The sequence below is a fragment of the Exiguobacterium sp. TDN 0502 genome (assembly GCF_050846835.1).
Taxonomy (GTDB): Bacteria; Bacillota; Bacilli; order Exiguobacteriales; family Exiguobacteriaceae; genus Exiguobacterium_A.
The window spans coordinates 642,533-669,381 of sequence record NZ_JBOZGJ010000001.1; the positions used below are offsets into that span (position 1 = coordinate 642,533).

The following is a 26,849-nucleotide window of genomic DNA, read 5'->3' on the forward strand; positions in this document are numbered from 1 at the left end:
TGGTCTCCTCTCTCCTGTATCAAAGTATCTTTATACGAGTGAAGATTTCGCTTCATGTATAGCTAATAATTCCTTCATCATGCTCGCGACCTCTTCGCTCAAATCCTCACGGTTCAACGCAAATTCAAGTGTCGTTTGGATGAAGCCTAATTTTTCGCCGACATCATAGCGCTTTCCATCAAATTCGTACGCAAAGACACGTTGCATCTCATTCAATCGTGTGATTGCATCCGTCAATTGGATTTCTCCACCTGAACCTTCTTCCTGTGTTTCTAAGTACTTAAAGATTTCAGGCGTCAACAGGTAACGACCAAGAATCGCTAGATTAGAAGGTGCTGTTCCTGGTGCCGGTTTTTCGACGAATGATTTCACTTTATGTAACTGGTTCGAGATACTCGTTCCTGGATCGACGATCCCGTAGCGATGCGTGTCTTTATCTGCTACTGGTTGAACACCAATGATTGAACTATTCGTAATCTCGTATTGCTCAATCAATTGACGCGTACATGGTGTCTTTGCTTGAACGATGTCATCGCCGAGCATGACGACAAATGGTTCGTCTCCGACAAACGCTTTGGCCTGCAGAATGGCATCTCCTAAACCCTTTGGTTTTGATTGACGGATGAAATGAATATTGATGTTCGTCGTCGCCTCAACCAGATATAGTAATTCTGATTTATTCTTGGAAATCAGATTCGCCTCAAGCTCAGGAACAGAATCAAAATGATCTTCAATTGCTCGTTTTCCTTTTCCAGTGATGATTAATATATCTTCAATCCCTGATTCTACGGCTTCTTCAATGATGTATTGAATCGTTGGTTTATCAACAATTGGTAACATTTCTTTCGGCATCGCTTTTGTTGCTGGCAAAAAACGTGTCCCTAATCCAGCTGCTGGAATGACTGCCTTTTTTACTTTAATCATGAAAAACACTCCTATCCGTCGTATAAATGGCTACCAATATATTATTAGTATTCCAATCTTTATGTAAAATACAATACCATATACCTATTACAGAATTCCATAAACTTTTCCATTTATTCATAATGTAAGCGTTAACATAGAAAAAAGAGAGTGTTATTTCACTCTCTTCTTTATTCATTACATACCTAAATGTTATTTCCATTGTCCTTTCCAATTTTTTTCGATTGGACTTGGTGGGTTGATTGTAACCATCTGATTCAAAAATACCGCTTCATTGTTTTCATAGATTTCTTCAAATAGCCACTCATCCAGTACCTTTTCGAGATACGCTTCACATTGTTTCCAGTAAAACGGACGTTTCTCGATGTGATGGGCATCTGAAGCAACAAGATGAGCGAGTCCGTTCTCGAGTAAAGCGACAGCAAAACGTTGGACGTCTTTTCCGTATTTGCCGACCAAGCTTGCACATGTCACTTGGCTGATTGCGCCATTAGAGACAAGTTCAAACAACAAAGACGGATTTTGGATGATTGCTTTGTTTTTCTCTGGGTGCGCAACGATCGGAACGAAACCATCTGAAATCAATTCTGCAAATACTTGCCGGGCATACGACGGAATCCCGGTCGACGGAAATTCAATTAGCAGATAACGCGACTCTGAAAGTGAAAGCGCTTTTCCCGCTTCGAGTTCTTCCATCAACTCACCAATCAAACGTATCTCGTGTCCCGGATAAACGGACAACGGGATATTCCGCTGATTCAACAACACATTGAACTCGTTGACAGTCAACTTGACATCGACCTCTTCTGTCTCGAATTGAGGATGATAGAGATGCGGTGTTGCGATGATTCGCGTAATACCCTCTTCGACTGCTTGCTCTGCGAGTTGAAGTGCGTGTTCGATGCTTGCAGGACCATCGTCGACAAGAGGTAGTATATGACAATGTAGGTCAATCATGATCAGTTCCCTCACTCATAGGAATAATAATATTGGTATGCCGAATCATCCGTTAGTTCGCGACGGTTTAACACGACGCCGAGAATTTTCGCTTCCGCCAGTTCTAGTTGTTCTTTCGCTTTCAAGACGCGTTGACGATCCGACGTCGTACAACCGACGACTAGGACGACGCCATCCGTCAGCTTCGATGTGATTCGGCTATCAGCAACCTGTAATAACGGTGGTGCGTCGAAGATAATGACTTCGAACTCTTCCCGTAGCTGTGAAACGAGATGTTCCATCGCTCGTGAAGATAATAATTCAGCCGGGTTCGGTGGAATCGGTCCCGCCGTTAGGATAGACAGATTCTCAATTTTTGTCGGTAGAATTGCCTTGTCTTTTTCTGCTTGGCGCGTCAACAAACTGGAAAGTCCTAATCCATTCGCCACCTTAAACGTGTAATGAACTGTCGGACGTCGCATATCGGTATCGATGATCAGAACTTTTTTGCCTTGCTGGGCATAAGCAACTGCTAAGTTCGAAGCAGTCGTTGACTTCCCTTCACTTTGCGTCGCAGACGTGACGAGAATTGCTTGAATTTCCTGATCGACTGCCATGAACTCAATGTTTGTGCGAATCGTCCGGTACTGTTCGGCGACAGGAGACTTTGGCTGTGTAACAGTAATCAGCTTTCGAGCGTCTTTATTCATCTTGTTGTTTTTCTTAGCCATACTGTTTGACCACCTCTCGCTTACTTGCCTTTTTTGCTGAAGTCTTGAAAATCTTACTATCGATATCCGGGATACTTCCAAGGACCGGGAGATCGAGGATTTGTTGAACTTGCTCTTCTGTCCGAATACGACGATCGAGTACTTCACGTAGGAACGCAAGACCTACTCCAAGTAAAAATCCGACGACCGCAGCAATTGCTGTATTCAAAAGAATATTCGGGCTGACTGGTGTCGTTGGAATACCGGAAACTGATAGGACTTTAACGTTGTCGACGTTCATCAACTCCGGAATGTCCTCACTGAAGACGTTCGCAATCGAATTCGCGATATTTGATGCCAATGCTGCATCCGTACTTTGAACGGAGACATTGATGACTTGAGAGTTTTGTTCACTTTCGACCGTAATCATATTATTTAATGTCGTTAAATTGATTGGAGCATTCGGAACTTCTTTTTGAACCTTCTCTAGAATAGCGGGACTCTTAATAATGACCCGGTATGTATTGACTAATGTGACGGACGACTGGACTTGTGAAGCATCGATGACTTCATTTTCCTGTTTTTTCGGTGTGACGAGGATTTGAGTTCCTGCTTGATACGTCGGATCGACCAAAAAACTACTGACTGCAAACGAGATGAGTGCAGCAACGATCGTTAGCGCAAGAATGCGCCAAAACGATTTGCGTAAAATCGAAAACAACTCTTGTAAACTAATCGTTTCATTCATGGCTTGATAATTCTCCTTTATTCTTCTAATTCACTGGCGATTTTCATCAACTAGAAAATAGTATAACAAATAAATGGGAATTGGTTGATTTTTTTTTAAGAAATTCCATATGTTTTTTTATAAGTTTGCGTATAATGAAAAGTGGATTGTTATTATTTTCATTCATTTCCGTATCCATACACAGGAGGAATCGCTTTATGCATCGTTCACTACAAGTACTCCAGTACTATACATCTCATTCACAAGAAGATATCTCCCGCTTGCATCAGCGGATTCAATCCAGTCTTTCTTCAACTGAATCGTTGACAGATACGATGATCCGGTTGACCGGTAATCCACCTTTGGTTCCATTCAAGGAAGACACCGTCACAGTAGCGGAATGGAATGCTTTTTTACAAGGAAAGCACCATGATGAACTAGCTGACTTCTTAGCTTTACTCGTTTCAAGACCACTCCTTGAAGAAGATGGTCCGTTGCCGGTCGAAGAGGAGGATACACTACCTACACTATCAAGAAGTTACCGTGAAACGTCCTCTCGACGAAAGCGTGATGAATCAAGTACGACTCATTCAAAAAAGAAACTTCCTTGGGGATGGCTCGCTTTACTATTTCTTTGTTTCCTACTAGGCGCAGCCGGTACGTATGTGTATTCGAACTATTTCGTCGCATCGAAATCCGATCCTGAATCAACTGTCGAAAAACCTGTTACTGTCAATAAATCCGAGACAACACAGAAGAAAAAAGAAAAAGTAACTCCAAATGAAGCAGCGACAACGCTCTATATCAACCAACGAAACAGTAATATTTATACAGATGAGAGCATGACAACAGTCTTGTATGAAGCGGATTTTGGAGATCAATATCCGATCGTGAAAAAATTAGATGGTAAAACGCAAGTCAACGTCACCGATCAACTGTCCGGTTATGTCAAAACAGCAGAAACGACAACGAAGTTAACAGATGATCCGATTACGGATGAAGCTTTGCTCTCATGGGTAACAGATAACTTAAATACTCAATTCGTTGATGGAGAGGTCACAGACTTGATGGGAAAATCGAGTGAAGATCTCACGAGCTTATTCGGTCCACCGAACCGTACATATCGGGATGATGTACATTCATACCTTTTCTATGACACACATTTTTTCATTCTCGAACAAAATCAGGTTGTTGCAATCGATTGGACAGATACATCAATCACGAATGATCAGCTGGCCACTCTCGCACCCTTGCAACTTGAGACAGAGACGACAGGTCTTATCACGAGTAATTCCTATCTTCTACAGCGATTCGAAAAAGATGGTACAATCAGCCGTGTCCGTCTTACAGAACAATCATTCTAATCAAAAATGCACCGCATCCTGACGGATTCGGTGCATTTTCGTTTCATTCCATATCGAGTGAATAGCGTAATGCTGTTTGTGTTTCTTTCAGTGAATCGTCTGTCGGGTGCCAGTAGTAGATCCCGTCACCTTCTTTTCCACCCGTTCCTTCAAGTTTTAAGTTCTTTTGGTTTCGGAACGCATCCATGTAATCAAAGGCAAGCGTCCGCATCGGTTTGAACGAGACATTCGTCTGGGCATTTTTGCCAACAACGTCCATGATCGCGTTGAAGTTACTGACCGATACATCAGACGATAATTTGTTCGCGACCTGAGCGATGACTTCCCGCTGACGCATCTGACGACCGAAGTCACCCCGTGGATCTTCATAGCGCATCCGAGTGAACTTCAGCGCCGATTTCCCGTCCAAATTGACTTTACCGACCGGGAAATGTGTCCCACTGACCGTAAAGTCAAGGTCGTTATTGACCGTCACACCACCGACTGCATCAACTAAAGATGTGAATCCTTCCATATTGATTTCCGCGTAGTAATTGATCGGGATATCGAGAAACTTTTCGACCGTTTTGATTGCCATTTCCGGTCCACCGAATGAATAGGCGTGGTTGATCTTATCATTCGTACCATGACCGACGATATCAACCTTCGTGTCCCGGGGAATACTGATCAAACGGCTTTCGTTACGTGTCGGATTCAGTGTCATGACCATGATTGAGTCACTGCGTCCCCGCTCGCCTGGTCGTTGGTCGACACCGAGCAACAGAACCGAGACCGGCTTTTGCTCCTCGACGACTTTATCTCCCGTATTCTTGACAGGTGCCTGAATTTTTTTGACCGTTTGGTCGACTTGATAATATGTATAGCCGATGAATCCGCCGATACCGACGATAAGGACAAGTGCAATCAATAGCATGACTTTCAGTGGTGTCCAGCGTTTTTTCACCTTACGTTTTTTCTTTACTCGTTCCAACTGTGTCCATTCCCTTCTGTGTTTTGCTTCTCGTTAATATCGGTTGTGTCTGACAAGACTTATAGTCCGAGTATAACGAAATTTGAAAGTGATTTGTAAAAAACGGGAAAAGATGAAAAAAAGAGCCTACCAAAATGATAAGCTCTTGCATTGATTAAAGAGAGGTTTGGCTCGAAACTTTGTACGTTTTCTTTTCATAATCATAGTTCAAGATGACGAGTTTCCGTTGTTTAGTCGAAGTTGGGAAGACATATGTTTTAGACAGTGACTTGATTCCAAGTCCATAGTCCAGTTCCTGTTTCGATTGGATTGATGTCCAGTCGATTGCATCGACTCCCGTCCATTCGCCAAGACCCGAACCTGATAATACAGCATCCAATTGTTTTTCGGTCATTCCAGTTTTGATTTTCTTTCCTTTCATCAGTTTCATCTTACTTTCACGCGCACCAGTATAACTATCTGCACGGTACAAATCCAACGATTTACCTGTCAGACGATAGACCGAACTGTTCTTTTTCGTCATGAACTGAAACACAGACATGTTCGTAAAATTCTTTTCATCGGAGAACGCATAGACCGTTGTCTTTTGACCTTGCGAAGAAGTCGTCAATTCTGCTTTTTTCTTCAATACCGTCGAACTGCCTTTTTTCGTCAATTGTTTCTTATATTCTTTCCCGTAGATGACTTTTGCTGCCTGTTCGATCGTCATTCCCACTTTGAGTGCCGTGTAGCGATCGGTTATTTTTGTCTCGTCCTTCGTCGCAGCAGAGGCTGCTCCTCCGAATAAAGTCGTTCCTGCAAGTACTGTTGCTACGGCAACTTTCGTAAATGTCGTTTTCATGTTTTTTATCCCCTTTTTTAGAGTGTCTCATTTTTATATTAAAACTCAGGTGCCGTATCGTTCGGTCCAACCGTCCGAATATTGTCTACGACAAACTTTTTCCGCTCTTGACTGTAAGCAAATTGGACTTCTTTCCACTTATTTTTTTGTGTGGTCGGAAATACATAGACCTTCATCCGGTATAAATCCTGAAAGTCTCGCCGGATTTCTTCTTTCGAATAGCCGGATGTCGTATCCATATTGGCAACAGCTGTCCAGTGCCCCAGTCCTTTTCCCGCAAGCATCGCGTCGACCTGTTTTTCCGTCATCCCGTTTTCCAGGTTCATACCTTTTTTGAGCTGACGTGTACTTTCACGGTAACCCGTCGTTGACTTCCGTTCGACAAAAACGGCTTTGATGACAAGTAGATAGATGTTACTTTTTTTCTTTGTCATGAAGTGGAGGACAAGTTGCGGCCCTTGCTTGTCGGAGCGGTCTTCTATCGCCTGAATCAATTGCTTATGTCCGTCTTCGACTGTTTCGTCATTGATCGGTACCCGCAAAATCTTCGGCTGCCATCTACGATATCGGATATGTTCTTTCGCTTCTTTCCCATATAGTATTGTGGCAACCTGCTCGATCGTCATCCCATGCTTTAAGTCCTTATACAACTCTGTTAGGCGGACTTCTTCTTTTGTTGCTGCGGATATTGTGTTCGGAACGAAACATGCGACTACAATGAATACAATCATCGTTACTTTTCCGAGTAATTTCATCATTCACCTCCCGCTCCTTATTTCACGAGCTGAACGGCACGATCGGCATTCAAGCGACCATAGCCGTATGTCGTGTCGCGACCTTTTTTGCCGAGATCCTTCGCTGACTTACGGAGAATCGATTCGACGTCGGTCACTTTGATACTTGGCTTTAAGCTATAGAGGACACTCGCGACCCCGGCGACATGCGGTGCTGCCATCGATGTGCCGCTCCAGAAGATCGATTCGCCGTCTTGCAGGTAACTCGCGATGTCTTGCCCTGGTGCAACGAGATCGAGTCCTTCGCCATAGTTCGAGAACGACGCTCGTTTATCGAATCGGTTCGTCGCCCCGACCGAGAACGCATATTTCGAGCGTGCCGGATAGGACAGTTTCGCTGCGCCTTCGTTCCCGGTTGCTGCAGCGACGAAGATTCCTTTCTTGCGTGCTTCTGCTAATGCGTCCTCGATTGCGAGCGAGACACCGCCACCGCCAAGACTCAAGTTGATGACTTTTGCCTTTTGTTTGACGGCAAACAGGATGCCTTTCGCGATATTCGAGTTCGACGCGTAGTTATTGCGCGAGATGACTTTGATCGGAATGATGCTCGCCCGGTCATTGATGCCGGTCATCCCGTAGCCGTTGTTCGATGTCGCAGCGATGATACCGGCGACATGTGTTCCGTGTCCGTGATCGTCGTAGGCGAGCTGACGTTTATGGACGAAATCGTAGCCGAGGTCCATCCGGACACGTCCCGCGAAATCGGCATACGTCGGATTGATGCCGGTATCGATGACCGCTACGCGAACGGTCGAACGCGATTTCTTAGCGATCCGTTGCGTCATCGCCTTATAGCCGATGTCCGCTCCCTTCGTTCCCCCGCGTTGCCCGGTATTGCGGAGCGCCCACTGGACGGACTGGAAAGGGTCGGTACTGAGTAAGTGCATCGGCTGGTCGAGTTCGACGTAACGAACGCCCTTCGTTTGCTCGAGCTGCCGTTTCGCAGCCAGGGCTTGGATGAAGCTGCTGTATGAGAACTTCTCGAGCCGAAGGTCGCTATCGATTGTTTCGTGTTTACTTGCCCGGGACGCTTTTGATAGCGCACTTGCTTTCGTCATCCCATTCAGTCGGACGACGAGACTCGTCGCCCGCCCTGTCGTAGTCGTCTTCGCTGCGTATTCGCGGATCGGTTCCAACCGTTCGAGCTTATAGGGAATCGTAAACGACTTATTCTTTGTTCCCGTCACTTCGATGTATTGCCGCCCACTCCACGACAGCGGAAAATAAAGCGTCTTTTTACTGTTCGCATACCGCGCATACGGATCCCTTTGTTTGTATTCTGTCTGTGAGGTATAGACGGTGACTTTCTTCGAGGCATCCGGCGCAAACTTCAGATGGGTTCCGCCAGCGAGATAGGTCTTCGTATCAAAATAGAACAACGCCTTTCCCTTAGCGTCGAATGTGCCTTTGATATAGCCTTTTTTCATTTTCGCTTCGATTACCGGTAGCTTTTTAGCGCCTGTTGATGCTGTAGCCGAATCGAATGTATATGTACTGCACGCGCTGACGATAAGGGCGCTGATGATGAGTTTTTTCATACGGATCTACTCCTTTCCTGATATGTATCCTTTTTCATTATAATGGAAAAAATTGATTTTCCTAGTTCTTTTTACCTCTATTCAACAACCGATGTGCTAAAAGAACGCCGTCTTTCTAAAACAGGATTTCTCCTCACGTCTTTCTGTATCTTTAACTAGCGTCGTAGTGTTTCTGTCTATCGTTTTGTATTGTTTGGACTACACGTTCTCATCACGTCAAAACCTCTCCACCCGTAATGGATGGAGAGGTTTTCGTCATGCTTATAGTCCGAGGAGGACTGCTTTTTCGTAACCGCCAGTCAAGACAGAGTTGTCATAAGACTGAAGATCTTTATTGACGACGATGACGTTCGACAACGTTTTAAGCGTACCAGCTGGGACTTTAATCTTCACGATGTCAAGTCCGTTCGATACGATATCATCCGAATCAGCAAGTGAAATCGTTGTTCCGACCGGGAGTGCTTTTCCGTTAAGAACATAATTCGCTGTACTTGTCGCATCGTACATACCAGAGTACTGAACGCCCTCTGTGAATTTGATGCGAATGACATCTTTCTCATTTTTCTCATTAGCCGTGACCTTAAGGATTTCAAATGGTGATAATACTGGAGTTGGTGGTGTTTTCATGAGTTTGAAATCATGTGTCGCTGTCGCAACTGTGTTACCGACATCATCAGAAAGTGATTTGACGACGACTTTCCACTCTTCACCATAACCTTCCATGTCGACGAGTTTTTGTAGATTTTCATTTGCTGCCACACGGAAATTTTTGTCTGTCGTATCCGTGTAATTAAGGACAGAACCATCGATTGTGACGATTTTTCCGTCTTTATTCTTACCAATGAATTCAACCGTTGTTTTCGGTGGATAAACAACACCATCCGCATTGATGAGTGGTGTATCGTATTGATCAAGTCCGCGAACTTTCACCGGTTCGCTCATCATGACGACGAAATCATTACTTGGAGCTAGACGATCAATCGTGTTGATCTCAGCACTCTTCAGATCCGGTGAATTAAGCGGAGAACCGTCGTAATTCAGATCAAGCACTAGCGCGTCATTCTTCTCACCGTTCGCTTCAGCTTGGATTGAACCTTTAGCAAGTGTGATACGGAATTTATCGTTGTAATAGTTTTCTTTCGTATTGACTGTATCGTAGATTTCCGTCCAGTCTTTCTTCAACTCAATGACAGCTTCGCCAGTCTCTTTATTGTAAGACGTGACATCTACATATCCACTGAAATCTTCATATTTCTTCGTGTTCGAGTTGTAACGCTCAAACTTCATTTCATCACCGAGTAACTCACTGATATTTGCTTTTTTGAGACCTTTACTGAACATTACTCGGAATTGTTCAGGTGATTCAACGACGACGCCAGCTGTCGGTTTGACTGTATCTGCCGCAACAGTAAAGTCGAGGTTTTGTGTTGTTCCGATATTCGTCTCATCAGAAAGTGCTGCATAGTCATAGATACTCGACACTTGGAGTGAGTGTTTACCAGCAGTAAAGTACCCTGCTTTTAGACCTGGGTAGTCATCATTCAATACGATTTTGACTGTATCGCGACGATCGACTCCCATTTTGTTATCAAATCCGTAATGAATAACTTCGAAGTACTTACCGCCATATTGTCCGTCAATTTTGAAATCCGCCTTAGAAACAGCTTCAGAGAATTTGACTTCGAGTTGATTCAACCCTATAGCTTTAACAGAAGTAACTTCTGGCTGACGAGCATCTGTCAACTTGAAGCTTGCTTTTGACTTCACTTCTGTATCCGTGTTGCTCGTGATTTTTGCTGTCAATTTAACAACCGCATTATCTTGGAGGTACGTGTCTTTGTCCAAGATCAACTCGAATGCTTTTGGATTAGAAGGAACCGCTTTTACGCCAATGACACGTTTTGTTCCATCAAATTGCTCGATTTGAATGTTCTCGTTCGCGAGATAATTTTCTTCATGGAGACCCTGCATGACTTTGTCGAGTCCAAATGATTTGAGTAAAAGTTCGCGTGAGACTGCTTTATCAAGGAAGATTGTCACACGGTCGGCTTGATTCGACTCAGCCGCAAGGACATTGATCATTTCAATTGGAGCAGGTGTAACAGCAATCGTGCTGAATTTGACTTTCGTTTCTCCCGCAATCTTGCCGATCAGATTTTTGTAATCACCAGCTGCCGTTTCAATGATTTCTGCTTTGATGATTGCGTCGATATCTGTGTTACTGAATTCAGATGTTAGAAGTACCGTCGCTTTACCGTCCTGGATTGTGACACGATCTTTCGCAAGAGCACCGAATGATGTTGACAATTTCAAGACGATATTATCTGCATTTTTATCCACTTCACCAGTCGCTTTGTTTTTGAGAGCGAACGTCACTTCCGTGTTATCTGCTCCATTCGCGACGATAGTAGAAGCTTTCGGCGAAACTTCAAGCATCCAGATGTTTTCGACGCTTTGCGTCATGAAGCTGAGTGAGCCGAGGTCTTTCGCAACGCCACCGATCATGATGCCTTTCGCGTCAACCGTGTAGTCCATACCGTATTCGAGACCGTCGACTTCGAGGATCGCTGATTTCTTGTCGGCGCTGAGCGTCGCTGACTTGACTGTTGCACCGGCGATTTTGAAGTTGTCCGCCATGACCGAGTCAACGGCACGTGAGAACGAGACTTCGACTTTCTCTTTACCGATTGCTTTTGCTGAAGCGAGGACCGTGTTTGCAATCGTGAAGTCCATCGGAGCGGATTTGACATCGCCGACTTTGACGACGTAGCTATGCGTGCCTTCCGGAATGCCGCCCTTCTCTGCCATGAATTTCCCTTTTGAGATCATGCCCTTCGCAACGATCGGTGTTGCTGACATGTCCTTGCCTGGGTAGATCAAGAGTTCTGCCATTGCGCCCACTGCTGGGTACATGACGTCCGCTTTGACTGAAAGCATCTGATCATCGACGCTTCCCATGACGTTCGAGATGTCCGCTGCTTTGACTTCGTAGTTGATGTACCCTTTAACGACAGAGTTCGCACCCTTATACGAATACGCCAGTTTATATTTGCCTGCTTTTGATGTTGATGGTGTTTTGAGGTTGAACTTGCTGATTGGACGTTTGACGATGATGCCTGATTTGTAACGGATGCTGATCGTGCTCGGCAATTGAACTTTCTCGCCTACAGCGACCGGCTCGAGGACAGGTTCGAGGACATCAACCGGATAGTTTTGAAGTTCGACTTTGAGGATCGCCTTCTTCGAAGTTCCGGCTACCTTACCGTAGAGGACCTGGTATTTGTTGATGTATTTCTTTTCGAATTTGATCGAACCGCTCCATTTGACTGAGCGCATTTCGTACTTGCCATTTGACAATTTGACTTTGACTTTCGTCGGAAGCGTCAATTTTTTCGTCGCGTACTTCGAACCGCCCGCATGCTTCATCAAGATGGGAGAGATGTATTTAACCGAGACCTTCGATGCTGCATCAGCAGCAACCGGTGCTACGACAGACGCTGTGACTGCGAGTGCAGCGGCAGCAGCGTACAATTTGTTCGTTTTCTTCGAATAACCCATGTTTACTATTCCTCCTTTTTTCTAACAAATCCAAACCGAAAATCCCAATTTAAAATCTACAATATAAGTAAAATATAGAAATATTTAACTTATGACAGTCAAAAAAACTCTTTAGTCGTCTTAGGAGGAATACGTTCTGTTTCACTTGTGACTTTTCGTCTATCATCAAGACGATCAGTGGTGAGCCATATGTATCCGATTGGGATGAACTAAAGAAGACTGTTGAAATCGCTTGAAAAAGCCATTTCCATCGTAGATTCGTGCGCCCCACCATTTCGTTTTTAAGAATCAGTAGAAACGCTACAGGTCAAATATACAAAACTAGGAAAGACGTCACAATAGATTTTTTGTAAAAAATAGGGGAATAGTAGTAAGTTAAAATATAATTATATAGGCTGTACATGGAAATTTATTTTTGGATACACCTCATTAAAGAAAACGCTTACATTTTATTAAATTTTGTTCTCTTTTCGTTTTATTAAAATAAAATTTTGGTTTCACGATACAAAATGATCTGCTTTTTCAATTGCTCGAAGAAACGATTCTCGGTGCAAACGATGCACATCATCTGCCCACATCTCGATCTTCGCTCCGCGTCGCTTCAATTCGATCGGCAGTCCGCGTCCGATCCAGTCGAGCTGACGTTGCAGGACGTGACGTTTTCGTTCGTCCTGTCGCTCCGCCTCCGTGAACTGGCGGAGATATTGGAGGACATAGCCGAAACCGAACTCGATCGGAATCCGGAGCTCTGCCCCTTTATCCCGGATGCGGATGATGCCTGCCCCGTAATGGATTGCCCGGAACAATTCCTCATTGATCCGGCGATACCAAGTTCCTTTCGTCAAACAATGCGGTTCGAGCTCGCCCTTCGCGCCACTCGGTAAGACGGCAAAATAATCAATGATCATCTCAGTGTGCTCCTTTATCAAAAAAATAGGTGAGTCCGCGAGGGGCTCACCTATCATGACAGGTCAAACGGTTCGATTGTTCGGAACGGATTGCATCTTTTCATTTCACATCATTCAACATCGAAAAAGCTTTCCGAATACGCTATACTAAATAACGGGAATGGGAGGAATGCTCGTGGCTATTATCATCTTTTGCCTCGTCTGTCTCATTGCGTATCGGATCCGCAAGCTTCCCGAAGCCCTACGGACGATTTTACTCATCCTCGGTCTACTCAGTGGATGGTTCGCGCTCTTTGAGATGATCGGCTTCATCGAAGCCAACCCGTACCTGGCTGCAATCCCGATTGGTCTCGGACTTGCTTACTGGTACTGGCACCGTAAAAAGAAACAAGCCAAAGACAAAACCCCTTCCGCCTCGTGAAGTGGGTTTTTCCTATAGCGCAACAAAAGCGATGCCTCCTGTACTTGGAGACATCGCTTTTTTGGATTACGACTGAACTTTTCGTTCGATGACCGCAATCTTTTCTTCAATTTCAAGCAGCTTCAATTCATGTTCGAGCTCCAGACGACGTTTTTTCCGTTTCAGCCGATCGAGTTCTTCGACGAGCGATTCGTTCGACGCTTCCGGTTTCGGTGGCGCCTGCTCCATCGACTGGCGGAGCGGATCAAACAGGTTCGACTTCGCGAACTGTGCCGCTTCCGGTCCGAACATGTCCTGGATGAGTGGGAGAATCTTGTTCATCGCCGTTCCCGGGATCTGTGACTTCTCATCAACGAGGCGTTTGAGCGCCAACTCATCGACGAGATACCCTTTCCCGTCCTGCTCGGCGTGCAGCTCGCCCGTCCGAATCCAGCGCCGGACCGTTTCTTCTGAGACTCGTAACAATTCACTAATCTGTTTCGTTGTTAACATCGTCATCCCTCTTTCCATTTGTTGTTATCTTCACTATACACATATGTGTGCGTGTGTGTCAAAAGATACACACATAAAAAAGAGACCTCCGGATAGAAGGTCTCTCCTTTTCTTAAGCTCCCCGGCGGACGAGTAACCAAAGACCGACGACAGCAAATCCTGCTCCTGTTGCTGCGTACGGAAACGGTTTGTCTTCGCCTGCCTGTGGTAAGGTTTCGGATGTCGTCGACTGCTTCGCTGTCGCATCGACTCCCGTCACAGGTGTTTTCGTTGACGTAGGTGTCGGTTTGACGACTGGCGCCTCTGCCTTCGCCACTTCTGCGATCAATACGTGACCGAAGCTACCTTCTTCGATCGTCACACTCGCATCCGGTGATTTCCGGTCGAAGTACTGTAACAGCTCATCGATCATCGCTTGTTCTTCTGGCGTCAATTGTTCTTCATTGCTCGCCATCCGTTTCATCGCTTGTGCTTGTTGGGCGAACGATTCATACTCTTCGAATGTTTCCTCGTCCATATCCATGATCAGGTCATCGAAATTGAGATGATGCATCGCCTTGACCGTATAGCCTGTAGCGACTTCCGTCTTGATCGTATACGTCCCCGGGTCAAGTTGGATTGCCATCGCATCGTCTTTCGCGACTTTTTCTTGATAGACCTCTTTGCCCGTGATCGCATCCGTCACCGTATACGTCGCGGCAACCGTTTCTTCGTCATAATCCGGCTTCTGGTTATCGTTTGCATCAAAGAAGTTGCCGACTGCTAACCAGTTCTCAAGCATGCCGTCAAGCTCTTCATCACCGTAAAGACCAGCATCGATGACTTCCGTCTGACCGGCAGCGAGGCGGACACGCTTCGTTCCTTCGTCTTCGTCGACGTCCGAATCGATCGTCCGGTCGTCTCCTACATTTTGTTCCGAGTAGAAGTAATACCCCATGTCATAGCCGTCTACTTCGACTTCGTATGTACCCGGCTTTACATCCTTGAAGCGATACGTACCATTCTTCGTATAGACTTCGTCGAGGACATCCTCATTCCGATCCATCAAATAGACCGCGATGTCATCAAGACGCATTTCCTTGTCCTGACGGATCCCGTCTTCATTCTCATCGAACCAGATCGTTCCTTCGATCGTTCCCGTCGTCGGTGTCTCGACTGGTGTCGGTGTCGGCTCCTCATCACTCTGAGGATCCTCTGTCGTTGGTTCTTCCTCTGGCTCTTCTGCTGTCGGTTCATCCGTCACAGGGTCTTCTTTGACCGGCTCGTCTGTTTCCGGTGTATCCGGCGTTGGTTCTTCTGTTGTTGGCTCTTCTGACGTCGGCTCTTCCGGTGCGACGACTTTTCCGAACGTGACGAGAACCGTCCGTTGTCCGTCTGCTGAGACGACTTGAACGGTTGGTGCCGTCTCTGCCGTAAATGTCACGACCGGCGTCTCTTCGATATTGACATTCTCTCCCGTTACGCCGTCCTCAAAGACAAGATCCGTCTCAGACGTGATGTTGACGATTCCTGTTCCTTCAAACGTCAACGTGTACGGACCTGTGCCCGTTCCCGTGACGTCCCACGCAGCCGTCTCCGCATAAACCGGAAGCTTCAGACCAAATGCGATGACGAATGCCATCAAAAGTAAGCTGATTTTTTTCATGAGTGTATGTATGCTCCTATCGTGATTTAGTATTACCTCCCTAAATAGTAAACAAATCCGCCAAAAATAACCAGAAGAAATCTTGAATTCCTGCTATATTTTTATAATAAAAAAAGGCTGACTTCCAAAAGAAGGACACGTCCCTTCACGCCCTTTCCTCAGGCGAGACACAAGCCAGTTTTCCTGCTTCATTCAAGCAGGAAAGCGGGTCTTGTTTGTCTCTGACAGCGCAATGCGCTTTTTCCTGTAGGAGTTGCGCGAAACGAGTCCTTCATTATGTACGAGAAAAGAGTGGCAGAATGATGATCTGCCACTCTTTTCTCGTAGAAACCGACTTTTGAGTCAGCCCTTTCAGACCAGCTGACTGCACGCTTCGGCACATACCGTACACGCCTTCGCGCAATCCTGGCAGTGATCGTGTTCATGTTTACTACACTCTGCGGCACACGCTTCACAGATTTCCTGACACGCCTTCGCAAGAACCGATACGTTCGGACTATTTCTTGCGATTGCTTGGAGTAACAGACTACAGATATCGGCACAATCCCGATCGAGTCGAATACAGTCCGCCATGTGTCCGACCTGTTCCTCGTTCAGACAGGCATCAAAACAATGATTACACGCCAGAATACACTCCGTCAGTCGTTGATGTACAGTATGATCCATATTGATTCCTCCTTTAGGTATGTTTCTATGTACCCTGCTCTGCTTAAACAAAACAAAAAAAGACAGCAGATGGAATGATCCATCCTACTGTCTTATTTGACGATTTCAAGCGGAATCTCGATTCCTCGCCCTGCTCCTGCATCAATGATGAGGACCGGGAGACGCTGGTCATCGAAGACATCCTTTTCGATCGTCGTATCGGACGTATAGGTCCGGATTTCCCCCATCTTCTTCGCTTCGAAGGAGACGAACGGGAACGGGATCGATTGATTGGCGACATCGAGCCGAATATCGACCTGTTGGTCATCGAGTCGAACGTCATTCGCTGTCCGGATGACGAGACGCATCCGGTCATTTTCCGTCAGTGTAATCTGAGCAGAAATGTTCTCGGTCTGTCCGGCACGCTTGACCGGGTCAACGATGACTGTCGGGGAAGCAGTCTTCGCCTGTTCAGCGCGCTGGCAACCAGGAATGATGAGTAAGGAAATCGCGAGGGGGAGAAGCCAGCGTTTCATGATGACTTCACTTCATAGCAAACGTCAGTTCAGCGACACAGGCGACTTCCCCATCGACTGTGGCTGTGGCACGACCTTTACCGATTGGTCCGCGGACCTTCGTCAATTCGACTTCGAGGCGGAGCTGATCCCCGGGAACGACTTGACGTTTGAAGCGACAGCCTTCGATTCCTGCGAAGAAGGCAAGCTTTCCTTGGTTTTCTTCCATCTTCAGTACAGCGAAGGCGCCGACTTGTGCAAGTGCCTCGACGATCAAGACGCCCGGCATGACATTGTATTCTGGGAAATGGCCATTGAAGAATTCTTCATTCGCCGTGACGTTCTTAATGCCGACCGCCCGTTTGCCTTCTTCGACCTCCAAAATGCGGTCGACGAGTAAAAACGGATACCGGTGCGGAATGACTTCCTTGATTTGTTCGATCGTATACATATTTGACAGCTCCCATCACTGATTAAATTAAGATTTCATCCAAAAATCGGTGATGCGGGTCCATGTGTCGAGCTTTAACACATCCATTGCCTCGCCACCACCAAACGTTGCATAACCCACCATTGCGCCGACGATCAGTGCTACGACGATGAGGACGAGAACGATCAGTACACGTACGATGATCGGAACCCGGCGTGTCGAGTATGCACGAAGACGTTGCTCTGATTTATGATTCGGATTTCCCGGCGTTCCCTGTTTCGAAGCGTGTTGCTTTTTCTTCAGGCGTTCGCGTGTCGGTTGATCCGTGCCTGCTTGGTTTTGTACCATCTTGATCACCTTTCATTGATTCAGTCTGAGAACAGTATAGCATATTAGTACCTGGTATTAAATAGTTGCGATTTAGCTACAAAACGTGTTCCGCAACTAGTGTAACACGACCGGACAGGCAATTCCTCTAAAAAATTTTAGTTTGTGTATATAAGGAAGTGGAAAAACAGTTTCCCATGATTTGCGGGTTTTTGCGATTTTTTTAAATCCAAATGCACTTCCTAGGCGTAAGCTCTCCAGAACGATGCAACAACGGTTCTTTGGATGGCACGAAACATCACTTCAACTATTCTTAAAAAAAATTAAAACTTTATGCAATCCAAAACAACCGGCGATGCGTAAGCTATTCAGAACGGGCAAGAAACACCTACCAAATAAACCAAAAACTGAGAGGAATGATTTAAGATGAAACACACGAAAAAATTCGCAGCATCCGCAATGGCAGCAGCACTCGTACTACCAGGAACAGCAGCATTCGCATCCGGTGGCGGAGAAGACATGAAACAAGATGCACCGAAAAACGTCACGGTCAAAACGAAAGCCGCTGACCTTCGTGCCACACTCGATCAGTTACTCTCTGAACACTTCGTCCTTGCTGTCATGGACATGAAAAAACGCTACGACGGTTCAAAAGATACCGAGTATTATGAAGCAGCACTTAAACAAAACGCACTCGACATGACACCAGCAATCGCTTCTGTCTACGGTGACGAAGGCGCAAAACAATTCGAGAAAATCTTCGTCGCACACAACAAATATACGACGGACCTCGTCAAAGCTGTTAAAGCAGACGACCAAGACGGCATCAATGCTTCGAAGAAAGAAACAGAAGAGTTCGTTCAAGATCTCTCAAGCTTCCTCGATACAGCAACGGAAGGTAAACTCCCGAAAGCAACAGCTGAAGAAGTCCTCCGTGCACACGAAGCAGACGTTTACAAAACGTTCCAACAATATGCAGCTGGTGACTACGAAGGATCGTACAACACGTTCCGCGAAGGTTACAGCCGTATGTATGACATCTCAAAAGCACTCTCTGTTGCAATCACGACACAGATGCCTGAGAAATTCGACAACACGAAAGCTGACACAAAAGCAGCAGATCTTCGTTCAACACTCAACAGCCTTGCAGCTGAACACGTTGCGCTTGCCAACCTCAGCATGACATCAGGTGTGGACCAAGCGAAAGACTACGATGCAGCAAACTGGGCTGAAGATATGCACACAGCTGACTTCAAAGCAGCCATCAAATCGATCTACGGTCAAGCTGGTGCAGATCAATTCGAACAAGTTTGGACGAAAAACCACATTGAAGCACAAGCAAACCTCGTCACTGCAGCCGTCAACGACGACAAGAAATTAATGGGTGACGCACAAGATATGCTCAAAATGTTCTCGAACGACTTCGGTGCATTCCTTGGTGCCGCTACAGAAGAAAACCTTCCAACAAAAGCAGCACAAGAAGCCGTATCCGGTCACGAGACTTACGTCCAAGATACGTTCATGCAATATGTGGAAGGCGACTACAAAGGTTCGGTCGACACATTCCGTGAGTCTTATGCTTACATGTACGGTGTAGGTGAAAACCTCGGTGAAGCAATCGTCAAACAATCACCAGAGAAGTTCATGGATGGTACGCCAGGATCAATGCCGAACACTGGTAACGGTGGTATGAGCGACAACAACACAGCTGCAACAACTGGTGCGATCGCCGTATTCGGTCTTGCACTCGGCGCAGCCGGTCTTGTCCTTGCACGCAAACGTCAAAACGCCTAAGAAATTGGGTATAATCAATAACAGGATAGCGACATGCTATCCTGTTTTTTTACATAGAGGGAATCCCTTCTCTCGGAAAGGAGCTACGCGTTTATGAAACGTTGGTTATTACCGGCGAGCATCCTGTTGATGGTTGCATCGGTCGGGACATTGCTGTTTTTGTTGTTTGGTCAACAGAAACCGGATATGTCGAACATTACGCAAGGTGATCCGAAAACAGAATCCGCGGCCTCTTCCGAGACGAAGGAAGAAGATCCGCTCAAGCCGTCCGAAATCTTCAAGAAGGAGTTCAAGGACTTATCGACGACGGAGGTCGAGCTCCCGAAACGCCTCGTCATCCCGAAGCACGACATCAAGACGAAGGTCGAACAGGTCGGACTCGATAAGGACGGCGCCATGGCCACACCTAAAAACGAACAGCAGGCCGGCTGGTATAAGTTCGGTCCCCGCCCCGGTGATATCGGCAATGCCGTCATCGACGGGCATACCGATACGAAGACAGGTCCTGCGATCTTCTATAAGCTGCATGAACTGAAAAAAGGGGATCCAGTCGAAATCACGGATGCTTCCGGACGTAAGCTCGTCTTCCGTGTCAAACAGCTTGTCCAGTACGATCACTTGGAAGCACCACTGAAGAAAATCTTCGGTCCGGCAGACACACGGAACTTGAACCTGATTACGTGTATCGGAACGTACGACCAGAACCAAGGAACGTACGATAACCGGCTCGTCGTCTTTACGGAACTTGACGAGAAAGCATCGGATCCGGTCAAGACGCCGCCGAAACCAGCGACGAACATCCGTGTCAGCGGCGGGTTCATCAACTGGTACGCCTCAACGGATGAAGATGTCGTCAAATACAACATCTATCAAGAAAAAGACGGCAAGCGTAAAAAACTCGGAACGACGGAATCGATCGAACGGAAAGCCTTCCCGTTGCCGGAAGATGCGACAGGTCGTTTCGTCATCACGGCGGTCAGCAAAGCCGGGATCGAATCAGCAGACGCGTTCAGCGCCGTTCAGAAATAACACAAACGGGATGCCTCCAGGCGGAGACATCCCGTTGTTCATATCAATTCACTAGTTCGAGTAATCCATAATTCCAATATTCAACGTTTCTTTTTTTAGCAGTATCTTTAAACAGCAATCCTTGACCTGAGAGATAATTTAGAGCATTTCTAGCTGTTACTGGTGAGATTGATAATATTTTTGCCATTTGACTAGCTGTCGAATTCGGTTGGCTAAAGGTAACTAAGTACACATTTTTTTGTGTAGCTGTCTCACATTGCGCTATACCTTTCTTCGCCATACTTTCCGCTTCATCAAGTAGTTGATTTAATTTTTGGGTCATACGTTCAGAAGCATCGAGGAAGAAGTTAATCCAACCACTCCAATCCGGTTCTTGTCCACGTGTTCCGTTTAGTAAATGATAATATTTAGCACGTTGCTTCTCTAACTCTTCACTGACTAAGAAAATCGGGCTTGAAATTTGCTTTGTTTGCATCATATAGAGCGCAATTATGATTCGACCTAATCGACCATTACCATCTAAAAATGGATGAATCGATTCGAACTGCGCATGAAGTACGGCAACTTTTAACAAAGGATGCGATTCTTCGTCTATGACAAATTGATTTTTCGGAAGATGAGATAAGTCCATTGCTTTTCCATAAGCGTGACGATTCGCATAATTCTCCCAGTTCTCAAGATATGTTTCGATGTCTTGAGCGTCTACTGGGATGTATACCGCATCTTCACGCCGATTCGTCGGTCCGATCCAGTTCGGAACTTTCCTGAATTCTCCCGCAGATACATTTGTTCCTCTAGCACCTTGCATCAATATTTGATGTAACTCTAATATGAGTCGTGTTGAAAGAGGATAGCCATTTCGAATACGCTCTTGTCCTATAAACAAAGCCTTTTGATAATTCATGACTTCGATATATTCCCATTTCTGACTCGATGAATGACTGTTCTCAACCATATCTGTGAAAGTGACATGTGTTCCTTCGATTCGTGTCGATTGAACAGATTCTTTAAGTGCCAATGTATTAATTAAGTTTGAAGTAACCAGGGATGTTTTGAATTTTTCATCCAACCGTCCTATATCTGATGAAATTCTTGCTAACTTCATTCCTAAATTTGCTGCTTGCTCTGTCGTAATCGATATAGGCAACTTACCGACCCCTTGAATCGTCATAAACACACATCCTTTCGTTAATTTTTTTATATTTTTAATCTTATTGTACGCTAATCAATCAAATAAAGATATTTTTTTGTTTTTTCTAATTTAAAAATCACTCAAAAAAAGACAACCGATTCTTATCGGTCGTCTTCCATATATTATACAAATATTGAACTAATCAATTCGCTGCTGGTAGTGCAATTCGGAGCTGTTTTTTCCCGGACATCGTCTTATAGAACAGGCTGAATCGTCCCTCCGTCACGCGGAGCTGTTCCGACGGGACGAAGACGATGCCGATCCGGCTCTCGCCCGGTTTATATGTTCCGTTCAAGGCGTTGAACTGATCCGCAATCGTCACGATTTCGTCTCCCGTCTCATACTCCCCGATCTTCGGTAAGATCTCGATTTCATCCGCCGACTGATTCGTTACCTTGACTGTGATTGCAAGCAGGCGCCCGGTCTCTCCCATCACTTGGAGGAGCTTTTGTTTTTCTACCTGCAGTTGAACGAGTGGCGTCTGGCGTGTTTTTTCCGTCGTCTCGACGTCGAGCGTCTTCAATTTCAAGCCTGCCATCTCGTAAACGACGCCGAGGCGGTCTTCCCGGTCGAACTGTTTCAGTTGCGCTTCATCAAGCCGAAGCGACGTCCGCGGCTTCGTCTCTTTTGTTGGCTCTTCTGCCTGAAACCAACCGAAAATCGGGACCATGAACTTCGTGACGATGATGAGAATGAGTATCCCTGACATGACGTAAAATAAGACTGTCTTCACACGTCGCCTCTTTTCTAAGCCTCGATCCGTTCCTTCATCCATCCCCGATCAAGTCCATGTACACCGGGGCGCCCATGTGTCGCAAGGTACTGGCAATACTGGACCGCGAGATACTCTGCCTGAAACTCGACATACCGCGTTCCGGGCAGACTGTTGACCTCATAAAGATAGATGCGTCCATCCGCACCAATTCCGACATCGATCCCGAGCGCATCGAGCGGGTATGCATAAAACGATTCGAAATAGGCGGGGAATCGTCGCGCGAAGTCAACGATCCGTCGCGAAATCACTTCATGTTGATCCGGATAGTTCTGCTTCATGAAGATGTCCATCCGCGTCGTCGAGAATGCCCCGTGACTGAGATGGCTGACCGATTCTTGGTGATTGTTGCTGACGAACGGAAAATATTTGACGAGCTTCCACTGCCCGTTCGCCCCCTTCGCGACATGGATCCGCATACAATACGAATGCCCGTGAATCGTCTGTGAGGCGATGAACGGCTGGACGATCATCGGATTCCGTGTTGTCTCTTCTTCGATGCGGGTGATCAATTCCCCTGTCGAACAGACAGTCGACTCCAGCAGATGGCTGAATCGATACGCGTCCCCTTCCGCCTCGATCGTATAAATCCGTTGTCCCTGTTTCCCGTTCGCCGGCTTCAAGACAACCTTCCCGTACTTTTCAATCAGCGGAAAAATCGTCTTTCCTTTCTTTACCCGGTGCATCGGAATCAAGACATCCTGAAATGAACCTTCCTGCGCCAGTTGCCGTAAGACGACATTTTTATTCCCGATCCGGTGGGTCGTAAATGGAATCTCCGTAGCAAGACGATTAAATAATTCCTTATCCGCATCACTGAGCGGCAAATGATTATAGATGACGTCCGGAAACTCATACAGACTCGGATGCCAGGCATCTTCCTCAAAAAACAGCCCCCGGATCGTCCGCTTTTCGAAGTCGACATCACGCGGACGGAAAAAGAAGAGATCGACCCCCATCGAGGCACCGATGACGCAGGCAATCTTATCGCGAAACTGGGGATTCTCGTTCAGCCGTAATATTCCGATTCGTGTCATGATGCATCCTCCTCGACGGGTTCAAAATAAATTAAATACCGTTCCGTACTATTTGTGACGTTATAAAACGGATAACAGGTCGAGATGACCAGTGACTCTTGCTTCGTTGACTCGAGAACTCGTGTGTCTTTATAATCGACGATTTCACTCGACTGCATGACGTAACGATAGGAGCCGTTCGCGAGATAGAGAATGACTTCGTCCCCTTCCTGCAGCTTGCTGATGTGTGAGAACGTCGTATCGTTATGACCGGCGAGGAAAATCCGGTCCCCCTGCCCCGGAAACGCCGTCTTCGGATGATGACCGACCCCTTTCGCAAGCGTCGCCTCATCGACGCCTTCTAAAACCGGTAGCTCCATCTGAAGGGACGGCACGTCTAAATAGCCGACGGTCTCACCGGTCTGAAACAGCACCTCTTCCGCCTTCTGCTTCGTCTGTTTCTTTTTCTCCGTCGTGATCGAGGTCGATGACGTTCCCTCCGCTTGCACGACATCTTTTGCTTTCGCCAGTTCCGTCGTCAAGGTCTGATTGATCGTCAGCTTCTGGTACCCGACGTACCCGAGCATTGCTAGACCGATGACGAGTAACCACGTCGACAGTCGGCGCATCATGACGGCACCTCCTTCAGCATTCGTGCCCAGGCGCGGCAATAGCCGGATAGATTATGTTCGACGTCATCGATCCGGACGCGCATCGAATGATGGCGGATATAAAAACTGCCGAGAATCCGGTCCGGTTTCTTCATATACATCGCGACTTCCGGATAAAAGAAGCCGTTCCGTTGATAGACCATCCGCCGCTCGATCGTCTGATCAAGCCATTCGAGAGGAAAATCGGCAAGTAACGCTTTCTGCCCGAGCGCTTCCATCCGATCAATCATCTCGCGTGCTGCAAGCATCAATTCAAGAAATGTCGGGTAGGTCGTTTCCCGGTGATGAATGAAGTCGAGTTTCGGGGCGACGTTTTGCAGACCGAACTGGAAATAACGGGCCTCTGGCAACTGTTTCGTCAACTCGTTCGCACTGTAGCTCAACCAGTGGTCATGGTACTTCCAATAAGCGTGCGCCAGGAAATGATCAAATGACCGGACGACACTGTCGAGCCAGCGGCTGTCCGGATCGAGGGCATACAACCGCATCAACGCATAAGTTGCTTCGCCTTCATAATAGATGATCCGGAACGCATCCTTCAGCTGAAACGACGGATATTCGAGCACGTGCAGGTATTGTCCGGAAGTCTGCTGCAGCGAGAGAATCCCTTCCGCCAGTTGGCGGCTCACGTGCAGGTCTTGCGTCGTCCCAAACGTCTGCATGTATTCCGTTAGGGCTAAGATGGCAGCAGCATTCGCACCGAGTTTGATCTCATTTGATTCCCGGTCAAGAACGAAGGCAAGTTCCCCGTTCAGGACAATCAGCTCATCGATTAAATAACGCTTCGCCCGGTCAATCGCATCCCGGAGTATCTCGTCCGGTGCAAGACGATACGCCTCGATCATCGAATAGAGCGTACTCGCATGCCGCAGGCTATTGTAGAACCGAATCGGTTTATCAAAACACGGAAAGTATCCATATTGGAAACGACCGTTCGTCTGGACCTGTCGCGCCAGATAACGGCTCGACGCAGCAACGATCGTCTTGATTTCGGAAGGAAGGTGACTCGTCGTGTCACGGATTTTTTCAACATCCCGTGTCACTTCAAGTACATGTGGTGTTTCACCCGCAAAGACACCGAGTGTCTCAAAGAGGAGGCATGGACTCGTCGGATGAAATGCAATACGTGCGGTCCGTCCTTGGTGTTGTGTGTAGTTCGTTAAGTTCGTTAAATTGACGTGCAGTTCATCATGCGTCGGATCCTTGGTTAAAACGGCATTACCATTCAACTCTTCTTCTAGATAAGCACACTGCATCTTCCGGTCAAAGGAAATGCCGCGCCGAAAATAATTCTTACGTGTCATGCGTAGTTGTACTTGTAACGCCTCAAAGGTCGTCGCTTCGAAATTTCGGGCGATATCAAGCTTCAGCCAATCCGTCTCCGGTTGTTTACGGAGCCAATGGCGTGCCTGGTCTGCTACGGACTGCAGGTTTTTTCCTTGAAAGCGAACGACACACGCCCGTTCTGTTGCTTGGCCAAGCGAGACGAATAACGTCATCTGCCGATTCCAGTAATAGATATCTTCTGTATTCATGCGTCGTTCTAATACATCGATTGCCGTGTTGAAACGGGTAAGCAGATCCATGTTCAGTTTCACTCCTATTCAAAAAGGATGAATCGCAGAGGGTACTAGCCCCTCCACGATCGACTACAGCATGATTTATTCCTGTGGACGACGACGGAACAGTTTCGTGAACACTCCGGCAACTGTCGCAAGCATCCCCATAAGGGTGATCATGAACAGATTTTCTGAAGTATTCGGTAAGGTTCCACCGACAACCCGTTTCACCGGTTGCGTGATTGGTTTTGAAACGAGCGGCGAACGGCTCACTGAAGAACCGACCACTTTCGGGGGAAGGCTCTGCTTCGTACTTGTCCCACCTACTGTCTGAACAGGAACAGTCGGCTTGAGGGTGGACCCGTTCACTAGCGGATTCGGCTTGATGCCAGGTCCGTTCATTGGTGGCGTCGGGGAGACAGGAACTGGAATGAACACATTATTCGTATTGTTGTTTTCGTTCGAAACATGATTTGTATTATTCTCGTTCGACTGGTTGTTCGAATTGTCAGTTCCGCCATTGCTGTTTCCTGTATCGGTACCAGCATTGTCGCCATCATTATCATTATCCGCATCGGCGTCAGCATCCGCATCGGCGTCAGCATCCGCGTCGGCATCCGCATCCGCATCGGCGTCAGCATCGGCGTCCGCATCCGCATCAGCGTCGGCATCCGCATCCGCATCGGCATCCGCATCCGCATCAGCGTCCGCGTCGGCATCAGCATCCGCATCGGCATCGGCGTCAGCGTCAGCATCGGCATCGGCGTCCGCATCGGCATCCGCATCCGCGTCAGCATCGGCATCAGCATCCGCATCGGCGTCGGCGTCCGCATCCGCGTCGGCATCAGCGTCGGCATCGGCATCAGCGTCAGCATCCGCATCGGCATCGGCATCGGCATCCGCATCAGCATCCGCGTCGGCATCCGCATCGGCATCCGCGTCAGCGTCAGCGTCCGCGTCAGCGTCAGCGTCAGCGTCAGCATCGGCGTCGGCATCAGCGTCAGCGTCAGCGTCAGCGTCAGCGTCAGCGTCAGCGTCAGCGTCAGCGTCAGCGTCAGCGTCAGCGTCAGC

The 26,849-nt window shown here is 47.0% G+C and carries 25 protein-coding genes and 1 pseudogene; 4 read left to right on the forward strand and 22 right to left on the reverse strand.

Features of this window, described 5'->3' with window-relative positions; all coding sequences use genetic code 11:
• Positions 1-30: 30 nt before the first annotated feature.
• The 4 genes from galU to ACRPK8_RS03070 all read right to left on the reverse strand — a co-directional run bounded on the left by galU (position 31) and on the right by ACRPK8_RS03070 (position 3,318).
• On the reverse strand, positions 31-921 hold the full coding sequence (gene galU, locus ACRPK8_RS03055; RefSeq protein ID WP_432236900.1) for a UTP--glucose-1-phosphate uridylyltransferase GalU: 891 nt from the start codon (positions 919-921) through the stop codon (positions 31-33).
• A gap of 195 nt (positions 922-1,116) precedes the next feature.
• Positions 1,117-1,881: a tyrosine-protein phosphatase gene (locus ACRPK8_RS03060; RefSeq protein ID WP_432236864.1), complete on the reverse strand. Its 765-nt coding sequence runs from the start codon at positions 1,879-1,881 to the stop codon at positions 1,117-1,119.
• Between the two features lie 11 nt (positions 1,882-1,892).
• The gene (locus ACRPK8_RS03065) at positions 1,893-2,591 is read right to left on the reverse strand and encodes a CpsD/CapB family tyrosine-protein kinase (protein ID WP_214852170.1); all 699 of its coding nucleotides are present in this window, start codon (positions 2,589-2,591) and stop codon (positions 1,893-1,895) included.
• Positions 2,584-3,318 carry a YveK family protein gene (locus ACRPK8_RS03070; RefSeq protein WP_432236865.1) on the reverse strand — a complete coding sequence of 245 codons (735 nt, stop codon included), beginning with the start codon at positions 3,316-3,318 and terminating at the stop codon, positions 2,584-2,586. Before ACRPK8_RS03070 ends, ACRPK8_RS03065 begins: the two co-directional genes overlap by 8 nt.
• A 197-nt stretch (positions 3,319-3,515) precedes the next feature.
• On the opposite strand from ACRPK8_RS03070, the gene ACRPK8_RS03075 reads away from it, so the two are divergent.
• Positions 3,516-4,661, forward strand: a complete 1,146-nt coding sequence (locus ACRPK8_RS03075) for a hypothetical protein (protein WP_432236866.1) — start codon at positions 3,516-3,518, stop codon at positions 4,659-4,661.
• A gap of 43 nt (positions 4,662-4,704) precedes the next feature.
• Here ACRPK8_RS03075 and ACRPK8_RS03080 read toward each other — a convergent pair whose 3' ends face one another.
• From ACRPK8_RS03080 to ACRPK8_RS03105, 6 genes are all read right to left on the reverse strand, one after another.
• Positions 4,705-5,604 (reverse strand): LCP family protein, encoded by a 900-nt coding sequence (locus tag ACRPK8_RS03080; RefSeq protein WP_432236867.1) that lies wholly within the window; start codon positions 5,602-5,604, stop codon positions 4,705-4,707.
• Positions 5,605-5,785: 181 nt separating this feature from the next.
• Complete coding sequence (locus ACRPK8_RS03085) at positions 5,786-6,472, reverse strand: hypothetical protein (RefSeq protein ID WP_432236868.1); 687 nt, start codon at positions 6,470-6,472, stop codon at positions 5,786-5,788.
• Positions 6,473-6,510: 38 nt separating this feature from the next.
• Positions 6,511-7,227 (reverse strand): hypothetical protein, encoded by a 717-nt coding sequence (locus ACRPK8_RS03090; protein ID WP_432236869.1) that lies wholly within the window; start codon positions 7,225-7,227, stop codon positions 6,511-6,513.
• 17 nt (positions 7,228-7,244) lie between these two features.
• A complete protein-coding gene (locus ACRPK8_RS03095) occupies positions 7,245-8,804 on the reverse strand; it encodes a S8 family peptidase (RefSeq protein ID WP_432236870.1) in 1,560 nt (519 codons plus the stop codon).
• A gap of 261 nt (positions 8,805-9,065) precedes the next feature.
• Complete coding sequence (locus ACRPK8_RS03100; RefSeq protein ID WP_432236871.1) at positions 9,066-12,362, reverse strand: hypothetical protein; 3,297 nt, start codon at positions 12,360-12,362, stop codon at positions 9,066-9,068.
• A gap of 497 nt (positions 12,363-12,859) precedes the next feature.
• Complete coding sequence (locus tag ACRPK8_RS03105; protein ID WP_432236872.1) at positions 12,860-13,270, reverse strand: hypothetical protein; 411 nt, start codon at positions 13,268-13,270, stop codon at positions 12,860-12,862.
• Positions 13,271-13,439: 169 nt separating this feature from the next.
• Between ACRPK8_RS03105 and ACRPK8_RS03110 the strand changes: the two genes are divergently transcribed.
• Complete coding sequence (locus tag ACRPK8_RS03110) at positions 13,440-13,691, forward strand: hypothetical protein (protein ID WP_432236873.1); 252 nt, start codon at positions 13,440-13,442, stop codon at positions 13,689-13,691.
• A gap of 66 nt (positions 13,692-13,757) precedes the next feature.
• On the opposite strand, the gene ACRPK8_RS03115 is transcribed toward ACRPK8_RS03110, so the two are convergent.
• The 6 genes from ACRPK8_RS03115 to ACRPK8_RS03140 all read right to left on the reverse strand — a co-directional run bounded on the left by ACRPK8_RS03115 (position 13,758) and on the right by ACRPK8_RS03140 (position 17,766).
• The gene (locus ACRPK8_RS03115; protein WP_432236874.1) at positions 13,758-14,183 is read right to left on the reverse strand and encodes a helix-turn-helix domain-containing protein; all 426 of its coding nucleotides are present in this window, start codon (positions 14,181-14,183) and stop codon (positions 13,758-13,760) included.
• Positions 14,184-14,295: 112 nt separating this feature from the next.
• Complete coding sequence (locus ACRPK8_RS03120) at positions 14,296-15,828, reverse strand: SdrD B-like domain-containing protein (protein WP_432236875.1); 1,533 nt, start codon at positions 15,826-15,828, stop codon at positions 14,296-14,298.
• A 351-nt stretch (positions 15,829-16,179) separates the two neighbouring features.
• Positions 16,180-16,494, reverse strand: coding sequence for a four-helix bundle copper-binding protein (locus ACRPK8_RS03125; protein ID WP_432236876.1), 315 nt, complete (start codon positions 16,492-16,494; stop codon positions 16,180-16,182).
• 92 nt (positions 16,495-16,586) lie between these two features.
• Positions 16,587-17,009: a hypothetical protein gene (locus tag ACRPK8_RS03130; RefSeq protein ID WP_432236877.1), complete on the reverse strand. Its 423-nt coding sequence runs from the start codon at positions 17,007-17,009 to the stop codon at positions 16,587-16,589.
• A 7-nt stretch (positions 17,010-17,016) separates the two neighbouring features.
• On the reverse strand, positions 17,017-17,439 hold the full coding sequence (gene fabZ / locus ACRPK8_RS03135) for a 3-hydroxyacyl-ACP dehydratase FabZ (protein ID WP_029342716.1): 423 nt from the start codon (positions 17,437-17,439) through the stop codon (positions 17,017-17,019).
• Positions 17,440-17,466: 27 nt separating this feature from the next.
• The gene (locus tag ACRPK8_RS03140) at positions 17,467-17,766 is read right to left on the reverse strand and encodes a DNA-directed RNA polymerase subunit beta (protein ID WP_432236878.1); all 300 of its coding nucleotides are present in this window, start codon (positions 17,764-17,766) and stop codon (positions 17,467-17,469) included.
• Positions 17,767-18,171: 405 nt separating this feature from the next.
• On the opposite strand from ACRPK8_RS03140, the gene ACRPK8_RS03145 reads away from it, so the two are divergent.
• Positions 18,172-19,539, forward strand: coding sequence for a copper amine oxidase (locus ACRPK8_RS03145; RefSeq protein ID WP_432236879.1), 1,368 nt, complete (start codon positions 18,172-18,174; stop codon positions 19,537-19,539).
• Positions 19,540-19,632: 93 nt separating this feature from the next.
• Positions 19,633-20,568, forward strand: coding sequence for a sortase domain-containing protein (locus ACRPK8_RS03150; protein WP_432236880.1), 936 nt, complete (start codon positions 19,633-19,635; stop codon positions 20,566-20,568).
• Between the two features lie 43 nt (positions 20,569-20,611).
• Here ACRPK8_RS03150 and ACRPK8_RS03155 read toward each other — a convergent pair whose 3' ends face one another.
• The 6 genes and pseudogenes from ACRPK8_RS03155 to ACRPK8_RS03180 form a co-directional block, all read right to left on the reverse strand.
• On the reverse strand, positions 20,612-21,739 hold the full coding sequence (locus ACRPK8_RS03155; protein ID WP_432236881.1) for a Fic family protein: 1,128 nt from the start codon (positions 21,737-21,739) through the stop codon (positions 20,612-20,614).
• Between the two features lie 163 nt (positions 21,740-21,902).
• Complete coding sequence (locus tag ACRPK8_RS03160) at positions 21,903-22,493, reverse strand: hypothetical protein (RefSeq protein WP_432236882.1); 591 nt, start codon at positions 22,491-22,493, stop codon at positions 21,903-21,905.
• Between the two features lie 14 nt (positions 22,494-22,507).
• Entirely contained in the window at positions 22,508-23,569 is a 1,062-nt protein-coding gene (locus ACRPK8_RS03165; RefSeq protein ID WP_432236883.1) for a YheC/YheD family protein, read from the reverse strand.
• Positions 23,566-24,180 carry a class D sortase gene (locus tag ACRPK8_RS03170; protein ID WP_432236884.1) on the reverse strand — a complete coding sequence of 205 codons (615 nt, stop codon included), beginning with the start codon at positions 24,178-24,180 and terminating at the stop codon, positions 23,566-23,568. The genes ACRPK8_RS03165 and ACRPK8_RS03170 overlap by 4 nt, the downstream gene beginning before the upstream one ends.
• Complete coding sequence (locus ACRPK8_RS03175; protein ID WP_432236885.1) at positions 24,177-25,805, reverse strand: poly(glycerol-phosphate) alpha-glucosyltransferase; 1,629 nt, start codon at positions 25,803-25,805, stop codon at positions 24,177-24,179. The genes ACRPK8_RS03170 and ACRPK8_RS03175 overlap by 4 nt, the downstream gene beginning before the upstream one ends.
• 75 nt (positions 25,806-25,880) lie before the next feature.
• Positions 25,881-26,849, reverse strand: a pseudogene (locus ACRPK8_RS03180) (hypothetical protein); the annotation flags it as partial.